General features: G+C 64.1%; 28 protein-coding genes and 1 tRNA gene. 12 read left to right on the top strand and 17 right to left on the bottom strand.

Translation table 11 applies throughout. The features are described from left to right. Positions 1-45: 45 nt before the first annotated feature. The 5 genes from OB905_09920 to tuf form a co-directional block, all read right to left on the bottom strand. Positions 46-483, bottom strand: a complete 438-nt coding sequence (locus OB905_09920; GenBank protein ID MCU4926296.1) for a hypothetical protein — start codon at positions 481-483, stop codon at positions 46-48. A gap of 325 nt (positions 484-808) precedes the next feature. After that, positions 809-880: transfer RNA gene (locus OB905_09915), tRNA-Ala, on the bottom strand. 103 nt (positions 881-983) lie between these two features. After that, a complete protein-coding gene (locus tag OB905_09910) occupies positions 984-1,610 on the bottom strand; it encodes a rhomboid family intramembrane serine protease (protein MCU4926295.1) in 627 nt (208 codons plus the stop codon). 142 nt (positions 1,611-1,752) lie between these two features. Next, a complete protein-coding gene (gene rpsJ / locus OB905_09905) occupies positions 1,753-2,061 on the bottom strand; it encodes a 30S ribosomal protein S10 (protein MCU4926294.1) in 309 nt (102 codons plus the stop codon). After that, positions 2,062-3,330, bottom strand: coding sequence for a translation elongation factor EF-1 subunit alpha (gene tuf, locus OB905_09900; protein MCU4926293.1), 1,269 nt, complete (start codon positions 3,328-3,330; stop codon positions 2,062-2,064). A gap of 333 nt (positions 3,331-3,663) precedes the next feature. Here tuf and OB905_09895 point away from each other — a divergent pair, with 333 nt between their 5' ends. Continuing rightward, the gene (locus OB905_09895; GenBank protein MCU4926292.1) at positions 3,664-4,185 is read left to right on the top strand and encodes a VTT domain-containing protein; all 522 of its coding nucleotides are present in this window, start codon (positions 3,664-3,666) and stop codon (positions 4,183-4,185) included. Positions 4,186-4,207: 22 nt separating this feature from the next. Here OB905_09895 and OB905_09890 read toward each other — a convergent pair whose 3' ends face one another. The 5 genes from OB905_09890 to OB905_09870 all read right to left on the bottom strand — a co-directional run bounded on the left by OB905_09890 (position 4,208) and on the right by OB905_09870 (position 8,902). Beyond that, positions 4,208-5,155 (bottom strand): homoserine dehydrogenase, encoded by a 948-nt coding sequence (locus tag OB905_09890; protein ID MCU4926291.1) that lies wholly within the window; start codon positions 5,153-5,155, stop codon positions 4,208-4,210. Next, a complete protein-coding gene (locus tag OB905_09885) occupies positions 5,155-5,802 on the bottom strand; it encodes an amino acid-binding protein (GenBank protein MCU4926290.1) in 648 nt (215 codons plus the stop codon). The genes OB905_09890 and OB905_09885 overlap by 1 nt, the downstream gene beginning before the upstream one ends. Positions 5,803-5,972: 170 nt before the next feature. Next, entirely contained in the window at positions 5,973-6,341 is a 369-nt protein-coding gene (locus OB905_09880) for a NifU family protein (GenBank protein MCU4926289.1), read from the bottom strand. Between the two features lie 151 nt (positions 6,342-6,492). Then, positions 6,493-7,848, bottom strand: coding sequence for a hypothetical protein (locus tag OB905_09875; GenBank protein MCU4926288.1), 1,356 nt, complete (start codon positions 7,846-7,848; stop codon positions 6,493-6,495). Between the two features lie 76 nt (positions 7,849-7,924). Then, complete coding sequence (locus OB905_09870) at positions 7,925-8,902, bottom strand: ROK family protein (protein MCU4926287.1); 978 nt, start codon at positions 8,900-8,902, stop codon at positions 7,925-7,927. Between the two features lie 200 nt (positions 8,903-9,102). Here OB905_09870 and OB905_09865 point away from each other — a divergent pair, with 200 nt between their 5' ends. Beyond that, the gene (locus OB905_09865) at positions 9,103-9,843 is read left to right on the top strand and encodes an SDR family oxidoreductase (GenBank protein ID MCU4926286.1); all 741 of its coding nucleotides are present in this window, start codon (positions 9,103-9,105) and stop codon (positions 9,841-9,843) included. Between the two features lie 50 nt (positions 9,844-9,893). Here OB905_09865 and OB905_09860 read toward each other — a convergent pair whose 3' ends face one another. After that, complete coding sequence (locus tag OB905_09860) at positions 9,894-11,126, bottom strand: NAD(P)/FAD-dependent oxidoreductase (protein ID MCU4926285.1); 1,233 nt, start codon at positions 11,124-11,126, stop codon at positions 9,894-9,896. Between the two features lie 390 nt (positions 11,127-11,516). On the opposite strand from OB905_09860, the gene OB905_09855 reads away from it, so the two are divergent. The 10 genes from OB905_09855 to OB905_09810 all read left to right on the top strand — a co-directional run bounded on the left by OB905_09855 (position 11,517) and on the right by OB905_09810 (position 20,481). Continuing rightward, positions 11,517-11,954: a universal stress protein gene (locus tag OB905_09855; protein ID MCU4926284.1), complete on the top strand. Its 438-nt coding sequence runs from the start codon at positions 11,517-11,519 to the stop codon at positions 11,952-11,954. A gap of 130 nt (positions 11,955-12,084) precedes the next feature. Further along, positions 12,085-12,324, top strand: a complete 240-nt coding sequence (locus OB905_09850; GenBank protein MCU4926283.1) for a hypothetical protein — start codon at positions 12,085-12,087, stop codon at positions 12,322-12,324. A 120-nt stretch (positions 12,325-12,444) separates the two neighbouring features. Beyond that, the gene (uvrA, locus tag OB905_09845) at positions 12,445-15,408 is read left to right on the top strand and encodes an excinuclease ABC subunit UvrA (protein ID MCU4926282.1); all 2,964 of its coding nucleotides are present in this window, start codon (positions 12,445-12,447) and stop codon (positions 15,406-15,408) included. A 132-nt stretch (positions 15,409-15,540) separates the two neighbouring features. Beyond that, positions 15,541-15,951, top strand: coding sequence for a hypothetical protein (locus OB905_09840; GenBank protein ID MCU4926281.1), 411 nt, complete (start codon positions 15,541-15,543; stop codon positions 15,949-15,951). A 67-nt stretch (positions 15,952-16,018) separates the two neighbouring features. Further along, positions 16,019-17,044: a hypothetical protein gene (locus tag OB905_09835; GenBank protein ID MCU4926280.1), complete on the top strand. Its 1,026-nt coding sequence runs from the start codon at positions 16,019-16,021 to the stop codon at positions 17,042-17,044. Positions 17,045-17,231: 187 nt separating this feature from the next. Further along, the gene (locus OB905_09830) at positions 17,232-17,546 is read left to right on the top strand and encodes a 30S ribosomal protein S24e (protein MCU4926279.1); all 315 of its coding nucleotides are present in this window, start codon (positions 17,232-17,234) and stop codon (positions 17,544-17,546) included. After that, complete coding sequence (locus tag OB905_09825) at positions 17,547-17,681, top strand: 30S ribosomal protein S27ae (GenBank protein MCU4926278.1); 135 nt, start codon at positions 17,547-17,549, stop codon at positions 17,679-17,681. Positions 17,682-17,761: 80 nt separating this feature from the next. After that, complete coding sequence (locus OB905_09820; protein MCU4926277.1) at positions 17,762-19,588, top strand: bifunctional N(6)-L-threonylcarbamoyladenine synthase/serine/threonine protein kinase; 1,827 nt, start codon at positions 17,762-17,764, stop codon at positions 19,586-19,588. 99 nt (positions 19,589-19,687) lie between these two features. Next, positions 19,688-19,966 (top strand): DUF5808 domain-containing protein, encoded by a 279-nt coding sequence (locus OB905_09815; GenBank protein ID MCU4926276.1) that lies wholly within the window; start codon positions 19,688-19,690, stop codon positions 19,964-19,966. A 119-nt stretch (positions 19,967-20,085) separates the two neighbouring features. After that, positions 20,086-20,481 (top strand): hypothetical protein, encoded by a 396-nt coding sequence (locus tag OB905_09810; protein MCU4926275.1) that lies wholly within the window; start codon positions 20,086-20,088, stop codon positions 20,479-20,481. Between the two features lie 44 nt (positions 20,482-20,525). On the opposite strand, the gene OB905_09805 is transcribed toward OB905_09810, so the two are convergent. From OB905_09805 to OB905_09780, 6 genes are all read right to left on the bottom strand, one after another. Then, complete coding sequence (locus OB905_09805; GenBank protein ID MCU4926274.1) at positions 20,526-21,389, bottom strand: YihY/virulence factor BrkB family protein; 864 nt, start codon at positions 21,387-21,389, stop codon at positions 20,526-20,528. A 36-nt stretch (positions 21,390-21,425) separates the two neighbouring features. Next, positions 21,426-21,632 (bottom strand): YwbE family protein, encoded by a 207-nt coding sequence (locus OB905_09800; GenBank protein MCU4926273.1) that lies wholly within the window; start codon positions 21,630-21,632, stop codon positions 21,426-21,428. 63 nt (positions 21,633-21,695) lie between these two features. Continuing rightward, complete coding sequence (gene msrB, locus OB905_09795) at positions 21,696-22,097, bottom strand: peptide-methionine (R)-S-oxide reductase MsrB (protein MCU4926272.1); 402 nt, start codon at positions 22,095-22,097, stop codon at positions 21,696-21,698. Positions 22,098-22,174: 77 nt separating this feature from the next. Beyond that, positions 22,175-22,336 (bottom strand): hydrogenase maturation nickel metallochaperone HypA, encoded by a 162-nt coding sequence (locus OB905_09790; GenBank protein MCU4926271.1) that lies wholly within the window; start codon positions 22,334-22,336, stop codon positions 22,175-22,177. 645 nt (positions 22,337-22,981) lie between these two features. After that, positions 22,982-23,167 carry a hypothetical protein gene (locus OB905_09785; GenBank protein ID MCU4926270.1) on the bottom strand — a complete coding sequence of 62 codons (186 nt, stop codon included), beginning with the start codon at positions 23,165-23,167 and terminating at the stop codon, positions 22,982-22,984. Continuing rightward, positions 23,164-23,514, bottom strand: coding sequence for a hypothetical protein (locus OB905_09780; GenBank protein MCU4926269.1), 351 nt, complete (start codon positions 23,512-23,514; stop codon positions 23,164-23,166). Before OB905_09780 ends, OB905_09785 begins: the two co-directional genes overlap by 4 nt. Positions 23,515-23,573 lie beyond the last annotated feature (59 nt).

Below are 23,573 nucleotides of genomic sequence, written 5' to 3'. Positions count from 1 at the left end.
CCACCGCGGTGGCATGTCGAAACGGATGGAGCGTGTCCCCCTTCTCTACCGGTAGGCAAGAGTCGCATAGCGCAGCAGTCCAGCGATCGTCCCGAGCGCCGTACCGAGGACGACGACGATCAACACGTAGGTTTCGGCGATCGCGAAGTCGTAGATAGTCGTTCCCAGAGTGACGTACCATACCGCGAAGACGATTCCCGCCAGCAGCCCGTATCCCACACCGACGAGTCCGTACCGCCAGTCGTCCAGTCTCACTTCGAGTCCGTACCAGACGGTCCCCATTACGAGAACCGTCAGCGCCGTACAGAGCAGGTAGTAGTGAAAGTACTCGTGACTCGAGAGAAACGCGACCGTCTCGACGATCCCCCGAGAACCGCTCGCGTGCTCACCGAGGAACGGAAGTACATACCCTGCTGCGAGCAATGCACTCGTCATCGCCGCGTTTCGTAGCGCGCCCCCGTTGATAGTGTGTCCCCCACCCATACCGACTCGCCGTACACCGCTTTCTGGGGTAAGGTTATCCCCGTGCTGCAGCGCATGCACCCTTGCGTTGCACTTTTGTTCCGAACTGCGCACCGCTCGGCGCTGTCGTTCGAGAGAGCGTTGCTCTCTCGTGATGACGAGAGACGCCAAGGGCGTCTTTCGAACTACGTTTCACAGGGCTTCAAATCCCGACTCGACGATTATTTGCGGCGCTCACGAAGTTGTTCGCGCCGCAGAATTATAGACTCGCTGGGATTGAGCAAACTCGTAGAGTTTGCGATGTGCAGCGAGTCCACGACTGAACGAGCGTAGCGATGTGAAGAAGTGGACTCGCTGGGATTTGAACCCAGGGCCTCTTCCTTGCGAAGGAAGCGATCTACCACTGATCTACGAGCCCTCGCCGATAGGTAGCCCAGGTTGCTATTTGAGACTTGTGTTTCCCAACAGAGGTACTCAGACATGCGTCGAACCGGCTCTGTGTGACACTGACGAACGCCGCCTCAAACTGGCGTCTGCGTCGCTGCTGACTGCGAGCGTGGCTCGAGGACGCCCGCACGGCCGGCGGCCAGCCCCAGCACGAAGCCGGTGAAGTGAGCGAGCAACGCGACCCCCGGAGCTGCGGTCGCGAGTGTGACGACGACGGCCAGAGCCAGGCCCAGCAGGAGCGCTGCCGTCGTCGAGAGATCGACGAGTGAGCCGAGCCCCGACGTCACGCGGTTTGCTGCGAGCAGGTAGCCAAGCAGTGCGAACACCGCGCCGCTGGCTCCGAGCACGCCCGCGCTGGCACCGAACCCGGGGAATGCGGAGAGCCAGCCCCCGACGAGGATCTGGGTCACGCCGGCGATCGCGCCGGTTGCGAGAAAGAACGTGTGAAAGCGCAGCCGCGTCGTTGCCCGTGCGACTGGCCACCCAAACAACACCAGCGCGACGGCATTCGAGAGGAGATGCCCGATGCCGGCGTGGGCGTAGACGCTCGTGACAATCGTCCAGGGATCTGCCGTCACTGGCGGCGAGAGCACGAACAGCCCGGCCATCGCTCCGCCGAAGGCCGCCAGCGTCTGCAACAGGAAGACGAGGACGAACAGGGCAAGCACCTCGAGGATCGGCGCGCCAGATCGAGTCGCCATACCGGATGGTCACGACCGAGCTACAAAAGTCTGCACGTCGGCTTCGCTGTCTGGAACAGCCGGAGCGTCGGATCTCGGTCGGCTCTGTAGCTCTTCGCCCAGTGTCCTCGGAAAAAACGGTCAACTCAGAAAGCGAGCGTCCTCAGTCTTCGAGGACGATCTCGATCGAAACGTCGTTTGGCACCTGGATGCGCATGAGCTGTCGGAGTGCACGTTCGTCGGCGTCCAGATCGATCAGGCGCTTGTGGACGCGCATCTCCCAGTGCTCCCACGTCGCGGTACCCTCTCCGTCTGGCGACTTCCGCGTCGGGATTTCGAGGGTTTTCGTCGGTAGCGGGATTGGACCGCTCAGGTTGACGCCGGTATTGTTCGCAATCTCGCGGACGTCGTCACAGATGTCGTCTAGGTCCTGTGGGCTCGTGCCCGCGAGTCGAACGCGTGCCTGCTGCATTTATTTCTCGTGGACGTCGAGGACCTTGCCAGCTGCGATGGTCTGACCCATGTCGCGGATGGCGAAGCTCCCGAGTTCCGGGATCTCGCTGGATGGCTCGATGCTGAGGGGCTTTTGTGGTCGGATGGTGACCACTGCAGCGTCACCCGACTGGATGAAGTCGGGGTTCTCCTCGGCGACCTCGCCGCTTGCGGGATCCATCTTCTTGTCGATGGACTCGATCGTACAGGCGACCTGTGCCGTGTGGGCGTGGAAGACAGGCGTGTAGCCGGCCGTGATGACCGAGGGGTGCTGCATGACGACGACCTGGGCCTGGAACGTCTCGGCGACGCTTGGTGGCTCGTCGGCGGGACCACAGACGTCACCGCGGCGGATGTCGTCCTTGCCGATGCCGCGGACGTTGAATCCGACGTTGTCACCGGGCTCGGCCTTGGGCACCTCTTCGTGGTGCATCTCGATCGTCTTGACTTCGCCGCCCACGTCAGAGGGCTGGAAGGAGACGTTGTCGCCGATGTTCATGATACCGGTCTCGATACGTCCGACGGGGACGGTACCGATGCCGGAGATGGTGTAGACGTCCTGGATCGGCAGTCGCAGCGGCGCGTCCGTTGGCGGCTGCGGTTCCGGCAGGTCGTTCAGGGACTCGAGCAGGGTACGACCGTCGTACCAGTCGGTGTTGTCGGAGCTCTCGGCGATGTTGTCGCCCTCGAAGGCCGAGATCGGGATGAACGAGCCATCCTCGACCTGGAAGTTAACCTGCTTGAGCAGCTGGTTGACTTCGTCGACGACGTCCTGGAAGGCGTCTTCCTTGTAGTCGACGACGTCCATCTTGTTGACGCCGATGATCATCTCGTCGATACCGAGGGTACGAGCCAGGAAGACGTGCTCCTGGGTCTGGGGCGCGACACCGTCGTCGGCGGCGACGACGAGGACGGCGTTGTCCGCCTGGGATGCGCCCGTGATCATGTTCTTGACGAAGTCACGGTGGCCCGGACAGTCGACGATCGTGAAGTAGTAATCGTCGGTGTCGAACTCCTGGTGGGCGATGTCGATGGTGACACCACGCTCTCGCTCCTCAGCGAGGTTGTCCATGACGTAGGCGAACTCGAAGCCACCCTTGCCCTTCTCCTCGGCTTCTTCCTTGTGCTGTTCGATGACGTGCTCGGGTACGCTCCCCGTCTCGTAGAGGAGCCGCCCGACCAGCGTACTCTTCCCGTGGTCAACGTGGCCGATGATGGCCAAGTTCTGGTGCGGTTTGTCTTCGCTCATTGTTGTAGCTCACGCGCAGAGGCGCTTATATCGGTGTTGTTTGCTCGTTGCGGTTAAAACCATTTCGAAACCGTATTCTTCCGATCCCTGTTCCCTCTTGCGGTTTGCGTCTCGGTCACACGGCGTCCCGCCACTCATCCGCGGCTCGTCACGGCTGTCCGTCTATCGTTCCGTCGGACGGAGTTTCTCGTTCGGAAACTGCCAGCGTCTATTTATACTGACGTGTTGCCTCCGATAAACTGAGACCCAGATGTCCGACCACCGATCTCCCGACAGCCGACCTGAGCCCGCGAGCCCTCGCTTGGTCGTGCGAAGCCACGCGGACTGACGGATATGTTCGACGTTGTTTCTCTCGTTTCGGAGCTTGTCCCCGAACCGACGAGCCTGCTCGCGATGCCCGCCCTCTTCGTGATTTTTACCCTGAAAGGGGCATTCGTCGGGAAGATCTTTCCGACCAGCGTCTTCCTCCCTGGCTACGTCCTCGCGACGGGCGCAGAGGTCGTCCAAGCGGCACTCATCGTCCTCGTCGTCACGCTCGGCTACATGGTCGGCCAACTCGTCATCTACGCCGGAAGCAGACGGTACGGTCCGACGTTCGTACTGAGCCTTCCCTACGTGACGGTCGATCCCGACGCGCCGGAACTTGCACGTCTCGAGGTGTGGTTCGAGGAGTACGGTGGCCCCGCGATCTTCGTCACAAACTTCCTCCCGTGGATCCGTGGACTGGTGACGATTCCGGCGGGCGTGGGCTCGTATCCGGCCGGCCGATTTACCGTCCACATGGGTACGTCCACGCTGCTGTATCACGTGCTGTACGTCGGCGTCGCGCTGGCTGGACTCCAGCTTATCGCGTAAGAATCAGTCCGCCCAGACTAGCTTACAGCTCGGGCAGCCGACCGACGTCGGCGAGGATCGCCGTCGCCGTCTCCGGGCCGCCCGCGCCGCGTCCACTGGAGGCCAGCGAGCCGCCGTGGCGCGTCTCGATCTCGACGATGTTTCGCGTTCCCGTCACCGCGAGCGCTCCGTTCTCGGGGACCAGCCGCGGCCCAACCCGGATGCCCTCGCGGGTCGCCTCGCCGATGAGTCGGATCGTTCGTCCGTCCTCGGCCGCGAGATCTAAGGCACTCCCCGGAACGGTTTCGATCCCGTCGACGGTGGCGTCTTCGAGCGCGAAACCGCCGTCGGCGAGGACGTTCGCTAAGATCACGAACTTGAGTGCGGCGTCGGTGCCGTCGACGTCGAACGTCGGATCGGCTTCCGCCACGCCCAGGTCCTGGGCCTCTGCAAGGACGTGCTCGTAGTCTAGTCCCTCCGCGGCCATCCGCGTCAGGATGAAGTTTGCCGTTCCGTTCAGGACGCCACGAACCGCGGTCACGGCTTCTGGCGTCGTGTCCTCGATCGTCGAGAGGATCGGAATCGCGCCGCCGACGGTCGCCTCGAACCGGATCGAGCCCGCACTCTCGGCCTCGAGTTCACGAAGCTCTTCGTATCGTTCGGCGACGGGACCCTTGTTCGCGAGCACGACGTGTTTGTCGTCAGCGAGCGCTCGCTTCACGTGAGAGAAGCCGGGCTCGGCGTCGCCCAAGGTCGTCGGCGTCACCTCTACGAGCACGTCGTAGTCGGCGTCGAACGCCGATTCTGGGTCGGCAGAGCCGACGTCTTCACCGCCTGCCTTTCGCTCGAGTGCGCGCTCGACATCGATCCCGTTGTCGTCGACCGCAGCGCTGCTCGAATCTGCGAACGCGACGACCTCGTGGCCGTACTCGCCGGCCAGCTCCGCGACGGACGTGCCGACGGAGCCGGCACCCAGGATGGCCAGTCGCATCAGGCCTCACCCCCTGGCAGCGGTTCGACGACGGTGAGTCCCTTTCGCTCGCCCAACTCGCGGATCGCCGACAGCACCGCCTCAGTGCGTCCGGAGCCGATTGCCAGCCGGATCCGAGCACTGGCGACACCGTTCGTTCCTTCCGGTGCGGCAAGCGAGAGGTCGAGGACGACGGCACCCGCCTCGTCTTCGATCGCAGAGAGCGTATCCGAGAGATCGGTGTCGACGAGCTGGCCCGAGAGGACGACGCTCAACTCATCGCCGTAGCGCTCCTCGCCGGCCTGAATGACGTTGACGCCGGCATCTCGAAGCGCCTCGACGATCCCGTCGAACCGATCCGGCGGACATTCCACGTCGACCTCGACGGGGATGTGCCCTCGTGGCGTAATATTCCCGCGCTCGTGGTGGATCGAGAGCAGGTTTCCGCCGTTGTCAGCGATCGGATGGAGCGCTCGCAGCAGCTCGCCGGGCTCGTCGACGAGCTCCAGACGGACGGTGTACGCGCGCACGCCGCCGTCCGTCTCGGGCTCGTCACCCTCGTGTTCGTCGTCCGCTTCGTCGTGTCCGGTGTCGTTCTCGCGTTCGCCACCGTCCGTCGCCACCGCGTCGGTGCCGACCGTCGCGCTGGGGAGCGGTTCCTCAGCCATTCTGGCCACCCCCTGCCGCCGGGCGTTGGCTCGTCGTCGTGGTCATTACCTGAACAATAGGTGACTAAACGCGTATAGGCGTTCCCAAAACTGGCCGCCCGTGTCACACAGTGGCTCGGAGACAGCACTCGCGTCCGTCCGAACGTCGTCGGCCCCAGGTAACCTGTCTCTCAGAGGTGGTCCTTGCCGGGATTCGACGAGCCCCAGTCGCCGCGCCCGCCTTCGGTTCTGTCGACGCCCATGATCGATTCGGGCTGGTCAGGACCGCCGAGATCCTCGCGCGCGTCTGGAACGCGGACCGTGATCTCGTCGATTTCGGGCCACTGCAACAGCTCCGCTTCGATGTTGCCCGTGGTGACGTCGCTCACGGAGCAGCCGCTACAGCCGCCCCCGAGTTCGATGATCACCTCGCCAGTCTCGGGGTTGGCCTCGCGGACCGCACTCGTCCCGCCGTGCATCTGGATGATCGGCATCTCTCGGGCCATCCACTTCTCGACGCGCTCGCGAAGCGTCGCCCCCTCGACCTCTGACTCGCTCATTATCGGGGGTTTCGGGCTCGAGAAAAGAATAGGTTGCGCTGCGTCCGAACGTTCGTGACAATCTGGCACATACGGGAGGTGACGTCAGCGTCGCTGAGTCCGGTGTCAACGTCAGCGTCGCCGGTTCTGTGTCGATATCCGCCGCTCTCGCTCAGTCGTCGTCCTCGAAGACGGCTGGATCGTCGAGTGCGACCGGATCTGCCTGTTCGCCGTCGCGAATCGGGAACGTGTACAGCGCGCTTTCCGGTCGGTCGGCGTTCGTATAGCCGGTCGAGCTGGCGACGAACGTCTCGCCGGGCTGGGCGACGCGTGCGGTCCAGAACGACGCCGAGAGCGGCTCGTGCCATTGGGCACGCTCTGTGGGGTCGGCGGGATCGCTCACGTCGTGCAGCGTCACGCCGCCCTGGTACCACGAGGCGTGGAGGACGTCGTCACGGAGTTCGAAGTTGTGCGCCGTCGTCCACGGCTCGCTATCGTAGCGCTCGTCGGCTCCGCGGGGCGCCTCGATCGTGGACCGATACTCCGGCTCGGCGGAATCCGTCAGGTCGTAGAGATCGATCCCGCCGGGCCGATCGGCCGCGCTCTGGTTCGTCACCCAGGCCTCCCGGCCGATCGCCAGTAGTTCGCCCGTCTCGTCGACCGCGGAGTAGTGGTCGTTGCCGGGTAAGCCGAGCTGTGCGGTCCGGACGGCCTCCCGGTTTCCGCTGCGGTCGCGTTGGGTCTCGAGATCCGTCTCGGAGAGCCGCGAGACGAACGCCGGCTCGGTGGGATCGCTCACGTCGAGGAGGATCGTCCCCGCGTTCCAGTAGGCAAGCACCGCCAGATCGTCGTGGACGTAGACGTCGTGGAGGTAGCGCAACAGCCAGTGGACGTCGGCCCAGTCGGGGTCGACGTCGAGCAGCGACCAGCGCCCGATCTCCTCGATTTCGTCGCCGCTGACGTCGAAGATCACCAGTGGATTGCCCTCCTCGTCGTTCGCAACGACGTAGAGCCGCTCGTCTCGGAGGAAGCAGTTGTGGATGGGGTACTCGGTCTCGTAGGGCTCGCCGACCGGCTCGGGATCGGCGGGATCGCTCACGTCGTACAGCACGAATCCGTGAAAGACGCTGCTCCCCTGCTGATTCGCCGGGCCCGGGACGGCGAGTCGGTCGCCGTCGACTTTCACGTCCAAGATGTCGGTGAACGTTCCGTCCTCGTTCCAGTCGCCGAGCAGGTCGGTTCGCTCGGTGAGCACGGTCGGCGATGCCGGATCCACGACGTCGACGGTGGCGATGCCGTCGATACCCGCGACGTAGGCGGTCTCTCCGCCATCGCCGACGACCGCCTCCGCGGCGCCTTCTAGCGAGACCGACCCCAGGGGCTCGTACGGTCCGTCCTCGCCGTTCTCGTCGCTCCCGTTCTCGCCGTTGCTCCCATTTGGTGCGGCGTCGGTGCAGCCGGCGACGCTCGTCCCCAGTGCGGCCGCTCCGGTGGCACCGATCGCCCGAATCGCCGTTCGCCGGCGCATACGCTCGCCACGTCAGCGCTGGATAAGAAACGCCCGGTCGCTCTCGCGGGCGGCATCGCCGCCCGACCTGTATAGCTCAGTGGTCGAGGTACCGCCGATCGCCCGTCCCAGCGGTGAGCGCGCTCGCGAGTGCGCCTTCCAGAACGACATCGTCACCCAGTGTCGTCAGCCGGATCTCGGGGACGTTCGCCATCACCATCTCCGAGACGCGCTCGGCGATCGGATCGACGACCAGTTCCTCGTTGTGGATCGCGACGGCGCCCCCGACGGAGACGAGAATGGGGGCAAACGCGTGGACCACGTTTGCGATTCCAAGCGCGTTCCAGTAGGCGACCTGCTCGATCGCGTAGTCGGCCAACTCGTCCGAGCCGGCGTGTTCGAAGACATCTTTGGCCGTGAAGTCGGGGTCCTCGAGGGGCAGATCGGTGTCGATCGTCGGATCGTCTTCTGCGATCATTCGTACGTAGTTCGGGATCCCGTTGCCCGAACAGTAGGCCTCCCAGTGGCCGGCGTGTCCACAGCCACACTGGAGGCGTTCGCGAGGATCGACGAGCCAGTGGCCGATCTCACCGACGTTCCCGTCCCATCCGTCTAAGATCTCGCCGTCACAGCAGACACCGGCGCCGATCCCCGAGGAAATCGTCACGTACACCATGTCGTCGGGATTGCGGGCGGCGTGGAACCGCTCGCCGATCACGCCCGCGGTGGTGTCGTTATGAAGGTACACCTCCTCGCTATCGATCAACTTCTCGATGGGGCCGGTCAGGGGGATCCGATCGATCGTATCGGGCAGGTTCGCCGGATCGATCACCATCCCCTCCGCCAGGTCGAACGGGCCGATCGAGCCGATGCCCGCGGCTACGACTTTGGTGGGGTCGATTCCGGCGTCGTCGCAGGCCTCCCGCAGCGTCAGGAGGACGCCTTCCGTCACGTCGATTCCGGTCGGGCCGTGCGGCGTCGCGCGACGGCTCGTGCCAACCGTCGTCCCATCGTCCTCGGCGACGAGCGCACGGACGTTGGTCGCGCCGAGATCGACGCCCGCATAGTAGTCCATCCTACCCTAGGGACTGCCGTCGCCATACTTAACTACACATATTGTACTCAGCCGCGGCGATCCGGCCCCCGTTGACTCGTTCCGGTCGGAACCCCGGTAGCTGACGCTTACAGCCCCGTTCGGCCGCCACTGAACGTCGAAACCGGTCCTGCGGCGGGGTGAACTAAAGACCTAACCCGCCGGCTGTCCGACGGCGAGGTATGTACCAGCCGGATCTCACGGGTCAGACCGTCCTCGTCACCGGCAGCGGACGCGGCGTCGGCCGCGAGCTGCTGCTTTCGACGGCCGACTGTGGTGCGAACGTCGCCGTCCACTACCACACGAGCGCCGACGCCGCCCGCGAGGTCGCAGCCGAGGCGGCAGACCGGGGCGCCGGCGACGCGATCACCGTCCAGGGCGACGTCACCGATCCGGAGAGTGTTGACGGGCTCGTGTCTGCGATCGAGGCCGATCTCGGCGGCGTCGACGTCCTCGTCAACAACGTCGGCGACTTCGCGCCCGCCCACTGGGAAGCACTCGACGTCGAGACCTGGAACCGCGTCATCGAGACGAACGTCAACGGAACCTACCTCTGCTCGAAGCGCGTTCTGCCCGGAATGCGCGAGCGGGGGTACGGTCGAATCGTGAATATTGGCTACGCCTCCGCGGAGAAGGGCCTCGTCAACCCCAAGAACTTCCCGTACTTTCTCGCCAAGGCCGGCGTCATCCAGTTCACCCGGATGCTCGCCGCCGATACGGCCGACGACGGAATCACGGTCAACGCCGTCTCTCCGTACGTGGTCGAAAACTCAGACGAGTTCCCCGACGAGCTCCCGCGCGGTCGCCCGGCCAGCTTCGACGATCTGGTTCGTCCCCTGCTGTTCTTCCTCGATCCCGAAAACACGTACACGAGCGGGGAGAATATCGAAGTCGACGGCGGCTGGCTCCCTGAGGACGTCTGATCGGCACAGATCGCGTTCCCGTTCGACACACGTACCGTCTCGGCCCCAGCTTACCGGGTGAGCTGATACCGAGCGAACTTCGCCAGCATCGGCAGATCTCGCAGGTGTAATAGCTTCAGAACGCCGCGGACGCTCCCGTTGTTCGCCTTCGCGAGGGCGTCTTCGTCCATCTTCGAGAGGTCGGCCATCAGCTGGTCGTAGCGCTCGTTCGAGGCGAAATAGAGCAGCTTCGTCATCCAGAGTCGCGACTGCATGTTCGGAGCGGCGTCACGGTGCCAGAGCGTGTCGTAGATCTCGAGGTTCTCGGCGGTCGGCGGCGTGTTCTCGTGGCCCATGCAGTAGTCGGCGGCGATCGCGGCCGCACGCCCGGATCGCATACACGTGTTGATCCCCTCGCCCCAGAGCGGGTCGACGGTCGGGACGGTGTCGCCGATGGCCATGAACCGGTCCGTGTGCATCGTTCCAGGCGGCTGGATGTGCGCCGAGCCGCGGTGCATCTTCTCGTCGAGGCGCGTCGCGTTAGCAAATCGCGGGTCGGTATCCGTCCAGTACTCGAGGTAGTCGTCGATGCTGAAGTCGTCTCGTCCGTGCCGGTGATAGTCTTCGTTGCGGATGTAACAGAGACCGACCTTCGCGGTGTCGCCGCCGGTGTGGAAGATCCAGGAGTAGCCCCCAGGCGCGAGGTCGTGATCGAGTCGGAGCATCATCCCGTCGGTCAAGTCCGCGAAATCGGGGTGGTCGACGTCGACGCCCTCGAACTCGTACTCGATACCGATAGCGTGGTTCTTGCTCTTGAGATCGCTCACGCCGAGATTCTTCGCCAGCGGCGCGCTCGGCCCCGTCGCGTCGACGACGATCTCGCCGTAGACCTCTTCGTCGCCGTTGTACCGGACGCCGACGGGCTCGTCGCCTTCGAGGATCGGCTCCCGGACGTGGGAGTCAAACCGGTACTCCGCGCCCTCCTCGCGTCCTTCGGCGACCAGCCACCGCTTGAAGTCTGCGAACTCGAGTACGGCACCCGGATGCTCCTGGACGTAGTGGTTGTTCGGCGACTCGAGGACCACGTTGTCGGTGTAGTTCATCACCACGTCGTCGGGCACTCCGAACGCCGTCATCATCGAGTAGAACGTCCCTGCAGTGGACTTGTTGCTCGTCTTCGGGAACACCGATTCGGCCTCCGTCTCGAGGACGACGACGTCGTAGTCCCGGGCCGCGAGATCCCGTGCACACTGGGCGCCCGCGGGACCGGCCCCGGCGATCACCACGTCGAACTCATCTGTCATACTAGACCGACTGTACTCGATGACAAAGAGTATACCCCGTTTGGATCTCCACCCGAAATCGCGGTTAATCTCCGGTGAGGTGTCACTAGAGTGGCTCTCGGACGCGTATCATCTTAAAATTCTGGCCGGTGCCATCTTGCCGACTGCCTGCTCCTCTTGACACCTCTCGTTCTCATGATGACCGAACTGCCAAGCGCCGCCTGAGACCGTGACCTCGACTCACCCGCCACCGTTGACCCACACGTCGTCCATCGTGCCCGTGTAGTCGTCACGGTATATTCGACAGTAGATATCGATATTGTTCGCACTACTCACCTCTCCCTCCGACTCCCACAGCGCACATCGATTCGCATGCGACCGTTTATTCCTGAGAGCGCCATACTGTCTCCTATGACCGATAGGTTGCTGGTCGCCGTCGACGACAGCGACACAGCCCAGACCGCGCTCGACCGCGCCGTCGCACTCGCTGCAGCCTGCGATGCCGACGTCCACGCAATCACGGTGGTCGAGCCGAGCCGATCCACACTTACCTTCGGCGTCGCCGAGGTCGACGAACTCAATCAGGCAGCACGGCGGCTAGTGGAGGACGCGAGAGACGCCTACCGAGACCACACCGTCGAGATCCACGCCGAGGTTCGTCGCGGCCAGCCCGCCGAGACGATCCTCGACTACGCCGACGAGATCGATGCCGACGCAATCTTCGTCGGCCAGCGCGGAACCAGCGGACTCTCGGGGGCGGTCATTGGGAGCACCGCCGATCGACTCGCCAGGACCGCCACGATTCCGGTGACGATCGTTCCGGGTGAGACCGACGATCACTCCGACTGAGGCCGACGATCACTCCGACTGAGGCCGACGGTCTGATCAGCTTGATAACGAACGCGAAAACCCTCCCGATTCAAGGAAACCGGAGATCGACGGCCAAACGGTTATGTGTGGGTCGCTGGTAGCCGACCCCATGGCTGCCTCGCTCACCGACGACGACGTCGGCAAGACGGTCGTCGACGCCAACGGCAAGGAACTGGGAGTCGTCTCGAACGTCGACGGAGACGCCGCCTCGGTCGATCCAAATCCGAGCCTCCTCGACACCGCACTGGCGAAAGTTGGCTGGGATCGATCCGACGACGAGGCGTACACGATCAGAGAGGACATGCTCGACCGCATCGACGACGAGGTCGTCCTTCGGGGGACGATCTGAACGCACTCGAGTGCGATCTCCTCCGTTCCCGGTTAGTTTCCCTGCGTGCCCGTTCACTTTCACCTCGCGCGATCTCCCAACCGACAGCCCTTCATTTGTGCGGCCGCTGGCTGTGGCTAGATGAGTTCGGAGCATATCGAGGTTCGGGGGGCAGAAGAGCACAATCTGAAGGACCTCGACGTCTCGATTCCTCGGGAGTCCTTTACCGTCGTCACGGGACTCTCGGGATCGGGCAAGTCCTCGCTGGCGTTCGAGACGATCTACGCCGAGGGCCAGCGCCGATATATCGAGAGTCTTTCCGCGTACGCGCGAAACTTCCTCGGGCAGATGGACAAGCCGCAGGTCGAGTCCGTTGACGGGCTCTCCCCGGCGATCTCGATCGATCAGAAGAACGCCGCGAACAACCCCCGCTCGACTGTGGGAACTGTCACCGAGTTACACGACTACCTTCGACTGCTCTACGCCCGCGTTGGCACGCCTCACTGTCCCGACTGTGGCCGCGAGGTCGGCGAGCAGTCCGCCCAGAACATGGTCGAGCGCATTCTCGAACTCCCCGAGGGAACGAAGTCGAAGCTCGCCGCCCCCGTCGTTCGCGACCAGAAGGGTGCCTTCGAGGATTTGTTCGACGAGCTGGTCTCGGAGGGGTACTCTCGGGTGGAAGTCGACGGCGAGGAACATGACCTCACGCTCGATACGCCCGACTTAGACGAGAACTTCGATCACACGATCGACGTCGTCGTCGACCGGATTTCGGTTTCGACGGAAGCACGACCGCGGATCATCGACAGCGTCGAGACCGCCCTCGAGGAGGCAGAAGGCGTCCTCAAGGTCATCCTTCCCGACGCCCCCGAGGACGTCGCGAGCGAGCTGGGCGAGCAGGCCCGCCGGACCGGCGCACTCGGCGACGAGTACGAGGCCGATGACCGGTTCGTCGTCGAGTTCTCGAAGGATCTGGCCTGTACGCACTGCGGGATCGACGTCCCCGAGATCGAGACTCGCAGTTTCTCGTTTAACTCCCCACACGGCGCCTGTCCGGAGTGTGAGGGCTTAGGCGAGACCAAAGAGGTCGACGAGGATCTCGTGATTCAAGACGCCTCGAAGCCCTTAAAGAAGGTATTCGAACCCTGGAGCTACAGCCGATCGTACTACCGGACCCGCCTCGACGCCGTCGCCGAACATTTTGACGTCTCGCTGTCGACGCCGTTCGAGGAACTGGACGAGGACATCCAGCAGGCGTTTCTCTATGGCACCAGCGACCAGGTGCTGTTCGAACGCCACACGAAAAACGGCACCCGGCGCAAGCGAAAGCGCTTCGAGGGCGTCATCCCCAATCTGGAGCGTCGCTACCTCGAGACGGACTCCGACTCCACGCGCGAGCACATCGAGGACTACATGTCCGCGACGGCGTGTCCCGCCTGTGACGGCACCCGCCTCAGGGCCGCCTCCCGGGCGGTGCTCGTCGACGACACCGCGATCACCGAGATCAACGCGATGAGCATCGGCGACGCACTCGCACACTTCGAGTCCATGGAGGCTGACCTGACCGAGCGCGAGAAGGTGATCGCCGAGGAGATCCTCAAAGAGATCCGCGCGCGTCTGGGCTTCATGGACGAGGTCGGGCTCGAGTACCTCACGCTCGACCGCGAAGCCGCGACGCTCTCGGGTGGTGAGAGCCAGCGCATCCGACTCGCGACCCAGATCGGCTCCGGGCTCGTCGGCGTCCTCTACGTGTTAGACGAGCCTTCGATCGGGCTCCACCAGCGCGACAACGATCGGCTGCTCGACACCCTAGAAGAGCTTCGCGACCTCGGAAACACCCTCATCGTCGTCGAGCACGACGAGGAGACGATGCGCCGCGCCGACACCGTCGTCGACATGGGGCCCGGCCCCGGCAAGCGCGGCGGTGAGGTCGTCGTCAACGGCCCCGTCGAGGAGATCAAAGCCTGCGAGGAGTCGGTCACCGGCGACTACCTCTCCGGGCGACGGCAAATCCCGGTTCCCGGTGATCGTCGGGACGCCGACGGCACACTCGGCATCCACGGCGCTCGCCAGCACAATCTCACCGATCTGGACGTCGAGATTCCGCTTGGCTGTTTCACCGCGATCACGGGCGTCTCGGGCTCGGGCAAGTCGACGCTCATGCACGAGGTGCTCTACAAGGGACTTGCTCGTGAGATGAACGACAACACCTCCGTCATTCCGGGCGACTACGACGAGTTAGCGGGGCTCGACCAGATCGAGACCGTTCGCCTGATCGACCAGAGTCCAATCGGACGCACGCCGCGCTCGAACCCGGCCACCTACACCGGCGTCTTCGACTACGTCCGCGAGCTGTTCGCCCAGACGAAACTCTCGAAACAACGGGGCTACGAGAAGGGCCGATTCTCCTTTAACGTCAAGGGTGGGCGTTGCGAGGAGTGTGGCGGCCAGGGGACGGTCAAAATTGACATGAACTTCCTCTCGGACGTCTACGTCCCCTGCGAGGAGTGCGGGGGCGCCCGGTACAACGACGCCACGCTTGACGTCACCTACAAGGGCAAAACGATCGCCGACGTCCTCGAGATGGAGGTCGGCGAGGCCTACGACTTTTTCGAGGCGAACTCCCAGATCCGCCGCCGATTGAAGCTGTTGAAAGACGTCGGGCTCGACTACATGACCCTCGGCCAGCCCTCGACGACGCTCTCGGGCGGAGAGGCCCAACGGGTCAAACTCGCCGAGGAACTGGGCAAGAAAGACACCGGCGAGACGCTGTACCTGCTCGACGAACCCACCACGGGCCTCCACTCTGCAGACGAGCGCAAACTGATCGACGTCCTCCACCGGCTCGTCGACGGCGGCAACTCCGTCGTCGTCATCGAGCACGAACTCGACCTCGTCAAGAACGCAGACCACGTCATCGACCTCGGCCCCGAGGGCGGCGAGAACGGCGGCCAGATCGTTGCGACCGGCACCCCCGAGGAAATCGCTGCGCACAATGTGTCGTACACGGGCCAGTATCTCCGGGACCTGCTCCCCGACGTCGACCTTGAGGGGCCACGCGGTCAGCGCGTCGAGCCGGTGACGGCGCCGATGGACGACGACTGATCAGTCCAACGGCCAACTCCCCTCTCCTCGGCGGACATCTTCCCTCGCCTCGACGGCCGATCACCTCGGCTGCGTGCCCGAGACGCCGACGCACTCGAAACAACTATTCCGGCTGACGTGTTCGGTTCTGGTATGAGCGATCAGCGAGAGACGTTCCGACACGGACTCGCAGCCGGCGGCGTCGCGATGCTCGCTGCACTGGTACTGCTCGCCGTGCTGTTCGCGGCGCCGGAGACGTTGGAGGGTATCGCGGTCGCCGGTCTGTTCGCGCTCGTCGGCGTCACATTCCTCCTCGCTGGCACTCGAAATCGGCTCTCCGTCGGCCCGGTGGCGATTCCGTGGAACCGACTCGCGGCCCTCCCCCTCGCCGTGCTCGGACTCTTTCTCACCACCAGCGCGGTGGTGAGCGTTCTCGAGATTTCGGGACCGGGCGTCGTCTGGGACCTGCTGCTGGTGCCCATGGCAGTCTTCGTCGTCTGGCTCGCCGCCGAGTGCTGGGTCGGCGGGAAGTATATGGACCGCGAACTGTTCGCCGCCGACTGAGTTACCGCGTTGGTGTCTCTCTCACGCCGGGCGAACCTTTCTGTTCGATCCCGCCGTCCGTTCTAGCATGGCCTTCGTCTCCCTCGCCCTACCCGACCGACTACTCGTCTGTACGGGTGATCCGGACGATACCGAGCATTGGAACCGAGCCGACCGTCTCGAGGGGCACCGACTGGAGTGCGTCACCGTCTCGTCCGACGCGCCCGAACGCGTCTTCGCCGGCACCTTCGAGTCCGGTCTTTACCGCTCTGCCGACGGCGGCGATACCTTCGAGCGCCTCGAGACGGACTTCGAGCCCAACGCCGTCACCGCCCTTGCGATCAGCCCCCACGACGCCGACGTCGTCTACGCCGGCACGGAGCCGAGTCGCGTCTATCGCTCGACGGATGGGGGCAACTCCTGGACTCACCTCGACGGGATCACCGACCTTCCCTCTGAGCCGGAGTGGTACTTCCCGCCGAGGCCAGACACCCACCATGTCCGGTGGATCGAGGTCGACCCCTTCGACCCCGACCGGCTCTACGTCGGGATCGAGGCAGGCGCGTTCGTGTTCAGTACGGATGGCGGCGACACCTGGCAGGAGCGCCCACCCGGATCCCGCCGGGACAACCACAGCCTGGCGACTCACCCCGACCGCGAGGGGCTCGTCTACACGGCCGCGGGAGACGGCTTCGCTGCCTCGGAAGACGGTGGCGAGTCGTGGGAGCGCCCCCAGAAAGGGCTCGACCACCGCTACTGCTGGTCGGTTGTCCCAGACCCCGGCAACCCCGACCGAGTCCTCGTCTCGAGTGCGACCGGTGCCTCGACGGCCCACCGAGCCGACTCCGCCGACGCCTACGTTTACTGCCGAGCGGGCGACGAGCCCTGGAAACGCCTCGACGGCGGCGGGCTCCCGACCGGTGAGGGCGTTGTCAGAGCCGAGTTCGTGACCACCGATCAACCAGCAGTCGTCTACGGTGCGACCAACCGCGGCCTGTTTCGTTCGGCTGACTTCGGCGACTCCTGGAACCCTCTCGAAATCGACTGGGACGACGAGTTCGAGAGACGGACACCACGGGGACTGACCGTCACGGACGGAGAACACGACAGCTAGCGTCGCGGAAGACGAGTCCGACAGTTTGGAGACGCGACGCTCCACGCCGACGCGCGCAACCCGGGGTCACTCCACCCTCGACGCTGGTGAACCGCCGAACGAGGACTGACGACCCGGAGACGCCGACCAGTCGCTTCGAAATCCTTTTAGGCGCTACAGGGGGATACTAGAGCAACTGAGTGATATCATGGACGTCGACATCCTCTCGGAAGACGAGAATCCCATGTTGCACCGAACGGACGTTACATTCGAACTAACCCACGAGGAAGCTACACCCTCCCGTCTGCAGGTCCGCGACAGCCTCGCGGCAATGTTGAACAAGGACGCAGACGAGGTCGTCATCCGAAAGCTCGACACCAAGTTCGGGATGCGAACGACCGTCGGCCACGCGAAGGTCTACGAGACGGCCGACTTCGCCCGCGACGTCGAACAGGAGCACATGCTAGAGCGAAACAAGATCGGCGCCGGCGAGGAAGCCGAGCCCGAAGCGGAGGAGGCCTAAATGGCGCACTACGAGATCTACGGCGACGACGGCGCCGCCGAGCGCGAGGCGTGTCCTCGCTGTGGCGACTCCTTCCTCGCCGACCACGGCGACCGCCAGCACTGCGGCAAGTGCGGCTACACTGAGTGGGAGTAGCGAGGTATCGAGCGTAGCGAGATGCCTCGAGACACGCGAACGGGGAGTACGACGACCCGTGAGCGGGCGGTCTCCAACCCGTGAGCACCCGCACTCGAATTCTCGGAATCGAGGGCACTGCCTGGGCGGCAAGCGCCGCGGTGTACGATTCCGAAACCGACGACGTTTTTATCGAGACCGACGCCTACGAGCCCGATAGCGGCGGCATTCATCCTCGCGAGGCTGCCGAGCACATGCACGACGCGATCCCTCGCGTCGTCGAAACGGCACTCGAGCACGCCCGCGAGACGTTCGCCGCCGACGAGCCACCACAGGACGGCGACGAGCAGCACTCGTCGGGCCACCAGGCGGCGCCTGTCGACGCCGTCGCCTTCTCCCGCGGCCCCGGTCTCGGCCCCTGCCTGCGCGTCGTCGGCACCGCCGCCCGGGCGCTCTCCCAGGCGTTGGACGTACCTCTCGTGGGGGTAAATCACATGGTCGCCCACCTCGAGATCGGCCGCCACACCTCCGGCTTCGACTCGCCGGTCTGTCTGAACGCGAGTGGGGCGAACGCCCACCTGCTTGCGTACCGAAACGGTCGCTACCAGGTGCTCGGCGAGACGATGGACACCGGTGTCGGCAATGCCATCGACAAGTTCACGCGTCACGTCGGCTGGTCTCACCCTGGTGGCCCAAAGGTCGAAACGGCGGCGAAAGACGGCGAGTACGTCGACCTCCCCTACGTCGTCAAGGGGATGGACTTCTCCTTCTCGGGGATCATGTCGGCGGCCAAGCAGGCCTACGACGACGGCGTGCCGGTTGCAGACGTCTGCTTCTCGCTACAGGAGAACATCTTCGGGATGCTCACCGAGGTTTCAGAGCGCGCGCTCTCGCTGACTGGCAGCGACGAACTCGTGCTGGGCGGCGGCGTCGGCCAGAACGCTCGCCTCCGGGAGATGCTCGGGGAGATGTGCGAGCAACGCGGGGCCAGCTTCCACGCCCCCGAGCCTCGATTTCTGCGGGACAACGCGGGCATGATCGCCGTGCTGGGCGCGAAGATGTACGACGCCGGCGACACGCTCGCGATCGAGGACTCTCGGGTGAATCCGGACTTCCGACCCGATCAAGTGCCCGTGACCTGGCGCGGAAGGTCCGAGCGAAGCGAGGACCTCGGAACCCCGAGCGGTGACGAACGGAGCCGCGAACGCACCGACGAACCGGATCTGACGCTCGGCCGCAACGAGGATCCCGTCCAGGGCGCCGAAGCCGTCGTCGACCTCGAGCCCGACGCCGGACGCGTGACCAAGCGCCGCCGGGAGAAGCGCTACCGTCACCCTCAGTTAGACGATCGCCTTCGAACGGAACGGACCCGGATCGAGGCGCGACTGACGAGTCTCGCCAGGCGCGAGGGGGTCCCGACGCCGGTCCTCTCGGACGTCGACCCCCGCGAGGCGCGCCTCGAGTTCGCGTACGTCGGCGAGTCGGATCTCCGGGACGCGCTCTCCGCGGATCGCGTCCGCGACGTCGGTCGCCACCTCGCGCGATTACACACTGCCGGCTTCGTCCACGGCGACCCGACGACGCGCAACGTTCGGGTCGGGCGAGCGGGACGCGACGCGTCCCGAAATCGGCGAGCGGGCGTAGACCGCGAGCAGCGCCACGCGCCGCCGAACGAGCGAACGGACGACGCCCGTGAGCACGATAGCGACCGAACCGCTCTCATCGACTTCGGCCTCGGCTACCACACCGACCACGTCGAGGACTACGCGATGGATCTCCACGTCTTCGATCAGAGTCTGGTCGGCACAGCGAGCGACCCCGAACCGCTGCGCGAGGCGGTCCGTGAGGGATACCGTGAGGTCGGCGACGAACGGGTCTTAGAGCGCCTGCACGACGTCGAGGCTCGCGGCCGATACGTCTCGGAGTGAGAGCGCGCCAAGCACTTCGGGGCGCATCGCTCTGTGCGCTCCCTCGGCGCGCGAGACGAGCACATAACGGTTTTATCGGGCGACGCCGTACGTTCTCGCATGGTTGACAAACCGACTTCCGGTGAGATCTTTGGCGTGCCGTACAACTTCGACCGCCCGAGCTTCGGACGGATGCTCTCGGCGTACTGGCAGCCCGGCGAGGGGATGCTCGTCGAGAAACCGTTTGGCGTCGGCTACACCCTGAACATGGCCAACTGGCGCTCGTGGATCGTCGTCGCCGTCGCCGGGGCCCTCCTCTACCAGCAAGAGACCGGCTCTTCCGAGGCCGACGAGTCGGCCGACGACGAACCGGTCGAGGTTATCGTCGACGACGACTGAGCTCGTAGTTTCTCATCGGCGAGATACCTGTCTGTACTACCCACCGACGAGGGCTGTGATCTCGAAGCGGTGCAGGTTCCCGCCCCAGCTTTACGTGTCCGGTCGTGGTACGGCCGCCCATGTCCGATCCAACCCACCCGTCAGCCTCTCCCCGTGTCAGGCGAGCGAGCGGCCTCGTTGCAGTCTTCGCGGCTCTGCTCTTCTGGGCGCCGACGCTGTTTACCGCCTCGGGGTGGATCCTCCTCGCCGGCCCTCTTCTAGGGGGGACGATCGTCTTGCTCGTCGCAGTGAATCTCTACCGTGTCGGGACCGGAGCGCTGCCGCTGCTCACCATCTCGGCTCTCGTGACGCTGTTGGCGGTCGCCGGCGCCGCCGCGCCACTCCTCCTCGGCGTCGCGAACGAACTCGTCTTCTGGACGATGGTCGTCTCCGGGGCGCTCGCAGCGCTGCTATCGGCCTACACGGTCGTCAGTAGCTGGCGGCTGCAGTCCCGTTCGACGTCCGCAACTGCCTGAGGAGCCCGGCCAGCCGTCTGGGATCCCGAGTGTCGACTGACGTCTTAACCGCGCTCGAACAGCTGTTCGTCGACGGGGACCCATCCCTCGTCCGCCTCGACGCGACCGGCGAGGACGGCGTTACAGACGGCCCCGAGCAACAGACAGAGTGCGCCGAGGTAGACCCACGTCAGGACCAACAGGACGGCGCCGGCGATCCCGAAAAGCGCCACACTCTCGGAAGTCACCACGTAGACGCGAAAGCCAAGCGCCAGGAGCGTCCACGATCCCGCCGCGAGCGCGGTTCCCGGTAGCACCTCTCGCACGGAGACGTCTGCCTCGGGAAAGAGGTAGTACATCGGCACGAAGAGGAGAAACAGCAAGAGTGCGAGCGCAGCCGTGCTCGCGATACCAGCCCATCTCCCGTCGACAACAACCGAGATACTCACGCCGAGAACGCTGACCAGAGCGACGCCGACGGCGACGGTCGCGGTCAGCAAGACGGCGTTGCCGATAGTCACCGCCGAGGTCGTAAGCGCCGCACGTAGGTACGACTGTGACTTCCGGGAGCCGTAAACGGCTGTGAACGCGCTGTTTACCGCCTGGAATAACCGTGCGGCACTCCACAGAAGGATGGCGGTCGCTAGTAGTGCAGCCCGGCCCAGATCGGCGCCGCCGTCTCCCGTTGCCTGATCGAGGGCGTCGCGGCTCACCGTCTCCTCGAGGCCAGTCGCCGTCTCGATCGCGTCGAGAACGACCGCGAAGCCGTCTGCGATCGCCACGCCGACCAGCAACAACACGACCAGCGGGACGAGCGTGTTGAACCCGTGGTAGGCCAGTGCTGCCGACTTCGCGCTCAGCTGTCGCTCGCGAGCGACGGCGGCGACGTCCCGTACCAGCGTGGCGGGATCGGAGTCACCGGCGCTCATCGTCCTCGTCGTGCGTGCCGGTTTGGACACATGCGCCTACTCGTCGGCGACGACCGACTGGACGTGTCCCACGACGCCCGTCTTGAGCTCGACGTGTGGCCCATCGGGTTCGTCGCCGTAGATCGTCGCCACCTCGCCGACGATCGGTTCCTCGTCTGCAGACTCGACGGTTGCGTCCTCTTGGACGATCTCGACGGTCATCCCTTGGCGCAGCTCGTCGGCGGTCGGTCGGTTGTTCGACATGGACCGATGTCCGTCACTCGTGTCGAAAAGCGGTGTGCCTGCAGATGCGTTCGCTGGCGGACGTCACTCCTCGTCGAACTCGAGGGCGACGGAGTTGATACAGTAGCGCTTGCCGGTCGGCTCCGGACCGTCGTCGAAGACGTGTCCGAGGTGGCCCCCACAGGTCGCACAGAGCACTTCCGTCCGGCGCATCCCGTGGCTCGTATCGAGCCGGGTTTCGACCCGGTCTTCCGCAGCGTCGAAGAAACTCGGCCAGCCGGTCCCCGACCCGAACTTCGTCTCCGAGTCGAACAGTGTCGCCCCGCAGCCGGCACAGGCGTAGCTTCCGTCCTCTTTGTGGTCGATGTACTCGCCGCTTCCCGGCGTTTCGGTTCCCCCCTCGCGGAGAATGCGATACTGTTCGTCAGTCAGCTTCTCGCGCCACTCTGCATCGCTCTGGGGAAGCTCTTCGGGCTGATTGACCATATCTGTCCTAGGGCACACCGACACAAGAGTCTGTCCGCACGCCGTGCTCGCCCGGTTTGGCTGCCGCCGGAACGCGACTACCGACCGGCGATCACGTTGGTGCTTCCACAGTCTGGACACTGCGTCATTCGACCGATTCCGGGGACCTCCAGTCGGAGCCACTCCGCCGAACCGCCGTCCGCCTTGAAGCCACAGTTTAGACAGCGCGATCGGCCGACCGTCTGCGAGTTGCTGGCCATGTGTCGTGGTACGATACCACTGAGCATAGGAATTTTTACGGACGAACCTGACTGTCGGGTCGAGTGACTACGCAGCGAGCCTGTGGGTGGTGTCTTCGACAGCCCTCGTTCTGCTGCGCGTAACAGTCGATAGTAGCGCAGTTTCGTTATTGAGTCTCGTACCTGAAACTGAATCAGGCGGTTCGCCACCTACGTGTGCGTATCGATCGCTGAGGGTTCTACCAATTCTGATAGTTGTTCAAGTAGTCGTGCAAACCCAAAGTGCGCATTCAGCAGCAAATCGATTACAGGACCAGGTTACTCGTCATGGTCGTCATCGATCTATTCATGAAACCGACATACCTCGTCGAATTTCATTCCTCGCCGTACCTTGTCTTCGAACCTGTCGAACTCGACGAACCCCTTATCCGATAATTCGGGAAGTAGGACGTGATGGAGTTCGTAACAAATCGTGAGGTACTCCCCGGAGTTGAGCGTCTCTCCCTTACGAAGAATCGGGTCAGCAGATATCGAACTCTCGTCGAGGAGCGCACGTAATACTCGCCGTTGTTGCGCTGAGAGTACCCGTTTGATGCAATCTTGGTTACAGCGTTCGTCACTCACAGGTCAAGTAGTTGCTACCGATCCGGCCACGCTCGTAGTCGTTCACTCCGAATGCTCGTTCTTTTCGACTTCGGTGACGATCACGTCCCAGTCAGGATGTTCGACCCCATTCCGACATTCGAATCCGCCTTCCACATCGATTCCACTCTCGTAGGCCCTGCGAAGGAGGGCTTTCAGCTCCGCGTTTAATTCTTCCTTCGACGCAAGCGAGGTCTCCTCAGACGTCATCTTGCCTCGCCCCCTTCGTGTTTCTCCACTGTGAGTTCGTGTTCTGGTGTGATGATGATCACACCGTAGCTGTGTACGGTTATTGCGTGCCCCTCGTGCGTGAATGCAACGTGGGTGTCTCCGTTCGTCCCGTTGCGAACGTGGACGAGCGCATCTAATTCGTCGGCGTCAACAGTGGAATGGAGCGGGTCCAGTTCTACCGGATCAGTGTCCATTACGTCCGCCAGCGTTGCGACAACAGCCATGCTCGCGGGTGTCTTCTCCTGATCAAACTGCGTGCGGACAGTCCCAGATTCCTGAGCGTACTCGACCGCTTCGACTCCAACCCCAGATATCGTTGTACCCATCTAGCCTGATTCTAGCCGTCTGAGTCGGTTCAACAGGGATACTGATAATACAGCAGGTT

The sequence above is a fragment of the Halobacteria archaeon AArc-dxtr1 genome, assembly GCA_025517425.1.
Taxonomy (GTDB): Archaea; Halobacteriota; Halobacteria; order Halobacteriales; family Natrialbaceae; genus Halostagnicola.
This window is presented reverse-complemented; position numbering and strand designations above follow the sequence as displayed.

What these genes read in the sequence shown, in the direction of transcription:
- OB905_09825 (MCU4926278.1), top strand. Translation starts at nt 17,547, where the DNA reads ATGGCGCACTACGAGATCTACGGCGACGACGGCGCCGCCGAGCGCGAG.
- OB905_09865 (MCU4926286.1), top strand. Translation starts at nt 9,103, where the DNA reads ATGTACCAGCCGGATCTCACGGGTCAGACCGTCCTCGTCACCGGCAGC.
- OB905_09875 (MCU4926288.1), bottom strand. Translation starts at nt 7,848, where the DNA reads ATGCGCCGGCGAACGGCGATTCGGGCGATCGGTGCCACCGGAGCGGCC.
- OB905_09780 (MCU4926269.1), bottom strand. Translation starts at nt 23,514, where the DNA reads ATGGGTACAACGATATCTGGGGTTGGAGTCGAAGCGGTCGAGTACGCT.
- OB905_09840 (MCU4926281.1), top strand. Translation starts at nt 15,541, where the DNA reads ATGAGCGATCAGCGAGAGACGTTCCGACACGGACTCGCAGCCGGCGGC.
- OB905_09785 (MCU4926270.1), bottom strand. Translation starts at nt 23,167, where the DNA reads ATGACGTCTGAGGAGACCTCGCTTGCGTCGAAGGAAGAATTAAACGCG.
- OB905_09810 (MCU4926275.1), top strand. Translation starts at nt 20,086, where the DNA reads ATGTCCGATCCAACCCACCCGTCAGCCTCTCCCCGTGTCAGGCGAGCG.
- OB905_09855 (MCU4926284.1), top strand. Translation starts at nt 11,517, where the DNA reads ATGACCGATAGGTTGCTGGTCGCCGTCGACGACAGCGACACAGCCCAG.
- OB905_09890 (MCU4926291.1), bottom strand. Translation starts at nt 5,155, where the DNA reads ATGCGACTGGCCATCCTGGGTGCCGGCTCCGTCGGCACGTCCGTCGCG.
- OB905_09850 (MCU4926283.1), top strand. Translation starts at nt 12,085, where the DNA reads ATGGCTGCCTCGCTCACCGACGACGACGTCGGCAAGACGGTCGTCGAC.
- OB905_09790 (MCU4926271.1), bottom strand. Translation starts at nt 22,336, where the DNA reads ATGGCCAGCAACTCGCAGACGGTCGGCCGATCGCGCTGTCTAAACTGT.
- tuf (MCU4926293.1), bottom strand. Translation starts at nt 3,330, where the DNA reads ATGAGCGAAGACAAACCGCACCAGAACTTGGCCATCATCGGCCACGTT.
- OB905_09805 (MCU4926274.1), bottom strand. Translation starts at nt 21,389, where the DNA reads ATGAGCGCCGGTGACTCCGATCCCGCCACGCTGGTACGGGACGTCGCC.
- OB905_09835 (MCU4926280.1), top strand. Translation starts at nt 16,019, where the DNA reads ATGGCCTTCGTCTCCCTCGCCCTACCCGACCGACTACTCGTCTGTACG.
- OB905_09910 (MCU4926295.1), bottom strand. Translation starts at nt 1,610, where the DNA reads ATGGCGACTCGATCTGGCGCGCCGATCCTCGAGGTGCTTGCCCTGTTC.
- OB905_09895 (MCU4926292.1), top strand. Translation starts at nt 3,664, where the DNA reads ATGTTCGACGTTGTTTCTCTCGTTTCGGAGCTTGTCCCCGAACCGACG.
- OB905_09815 (MCU4926276.1), top strand. Translation starts at nt 19,688, where the DNA reads ATGGTTGACAAACCGACTTCCGGTGAGATCTTTGGCGTGCCGTACAAC.
- OB905_09870 (MCU4926287.1), bottom strand. Translation starts at nt 8,902, where the DNA reads ATGGACTACTATGCGGGCGTCGATCTCGGCGCGACCAACGTCCGTGCG.
- rpsJ (MCU4926294.1), bottom strand. Translation starts at nt 2,061, where the DNA reads ATGCAGCAGGCACGCGTTCGACTCGCGGGCACGAGCCCACAGGACCTA.
- msrB (MCU4926272.1), bottom strand. Translation starts at nt 22,097, where the DNA reads ATGGTCAATCAGCCCGAAGAGCTTCCCCAGAGCGATGCAGAGTGGCGC.
- OB905_09885 (MCU4926290.1), bottom strand. Translation starts at nt 5,802, where the DNA reads ATGGCTGAGGAACCGCTCCCCAGCGCGACGGTCGGCACCGACGCGGTG.
- OB905_09800 (MCU4926273.1), bottom strand. Translation starts at nt 21,632, where the DNA reads ATGTCGAACAACCGACCGACCGCCGACGAGCTGCGCCAAGGGATGACC.
- OB905_09880 (MCU4926289.1), bottom strand. Translation starts at nt 6,341, where the DNA reads ATGAGCGAGTCAGAGGTCGAGGGGGCGACGCTTCGCGAGCGCGTCGAG.
- OB905_09860 (MCU4926285.1), bottom strand. Translation starts at nt 11,126, where the DNA reads ATGACAGATGAGTTCGACGTGGTGATCGCCGGGGCCGGTCCCGCGGGC.
- OB905_09830 (MCU4926279.1), top strand. Translation starts at nt 17,232, where the DNA reads ATGGACGTCGACATCCTCTCGGAAGACGAGAATCCCATGTTGCACCGA.
- uvrA (MCU4926282.1), top strand. Translation starts at nt 12,445, where the DNA reads ATGAGTTCGGAGCATATCGAGGTTCGGGGGGCAGAAGAGCACAATCTG.
- OB905_09920 (MCU4926296.1), bottom strand. Translation starts at nt 483, where the DNA reads ATGGGTGGGGGACACACTATCAACGGGGGCGCGCTACGAAACGCGGCG.